Annotated in this window: 1 protein-coding gene; it reads right to left on the bottom strand. The window is 68.1% G+C overall.

Annotation, left to right across the window (positions count from 1 at the left end; translation table 11 throughout):
• The coding region (locus D7X30_RS41365; protein WP_147443452.1) for an AMP-binding protein at positions 1-941 on the bottom strand (941 nt) is incomplete at both ends.

The following is a 941-nucleotide window of genomic DNA, read 5'->3' as shown; positions in this document are numbered from 1 at the left end:
GGCAGGGCGTCCAGCACCACGAAGGTGGTGGGCACCATGTACTCGGGGAGGCCCTGGCGCAGGTGGGCCTTGAGGGCCTCCACTTCCAGGGAGGTATTCGCCTTGGGCGTGACGTAGGCGACGAGGCGCTTGTCGGAGGCCTCACCCCTCGCGACGACGACGGCGTCCTTGAGTCCCGGAGCGCGACGGAGAGCGGCTTCGATTTCACCCAGCTCGATGCGGAAGCCACGCACCTTCACCTGGAAGTCGATGCGGCCCAGGTACTCCAGGCGCCCGTCCATACGGTAACGGACGCGGTCGCCCGTGCGGTACATGCGGCCGCCCGGAGGACCGAAGGGCTCCGGCACGAAGCGCTCCGCGGTGAGTTCCGGGCGCAGCAGGTAGCCGCGCGCCTGGCCTTCTCCTGCGAGGTACAGCTCGCCTGCGACACCGACGGGCACCGGCTGGAGTGACGCGTCCAGCACGTAGGCGCGCGTCGAGGGAAGCGGGCGGCCAATAAGCGGCACTTCGTCACGACCGACGAGAGAGGCCGTGGAGTAGGTGGTGTCCTCGGACGGGCCGTAGAGGTTGAAGAGCTTCTGCACCGTCGGGACGGCGTAGACCTGCTTCGCGAGCGTCTCCGGCAGGGCTTCGCCCGCGAGGTTGATGACGCGCACACTCGGAGGCACCGCACCCAGACGCAGCAGCTGCGCCATGGCGGAGGGCACGGTGTTGATGAGGGTGACGTGGGGTGCGGTGGGCAGCTCCGCCAGATGCAGGGCGTTGCGAGCCACCACCACCGCACCACCACTGCTCAACGGAGCGAAGAGTTCGAAGACGGAGAGGTCGAAGTTGAGGCTCGTCGCGGCGAGGGTGCCCTTCAGTTCCTCGGCAGAGAACGTGGCGAGGGCCCAATGGAGGAACTTCACGGCATTGCCGTGGGAGATGGCGACGCCCTTGGG

Origin of the sequence: Corallococcus sp. AB011P (assembly GCF_003611605.1) — a bacterium.
GTDB classification, from domain to species: domain Bacteria; phylum Myxococcota; class Myxococcia; order Myxococcales; family Myxococcaceae; genus Corallococcus; species Corallococcus coralloides.
This window is presented reverse-complemented; position numbering and strand designations above follow the sequence as displayed.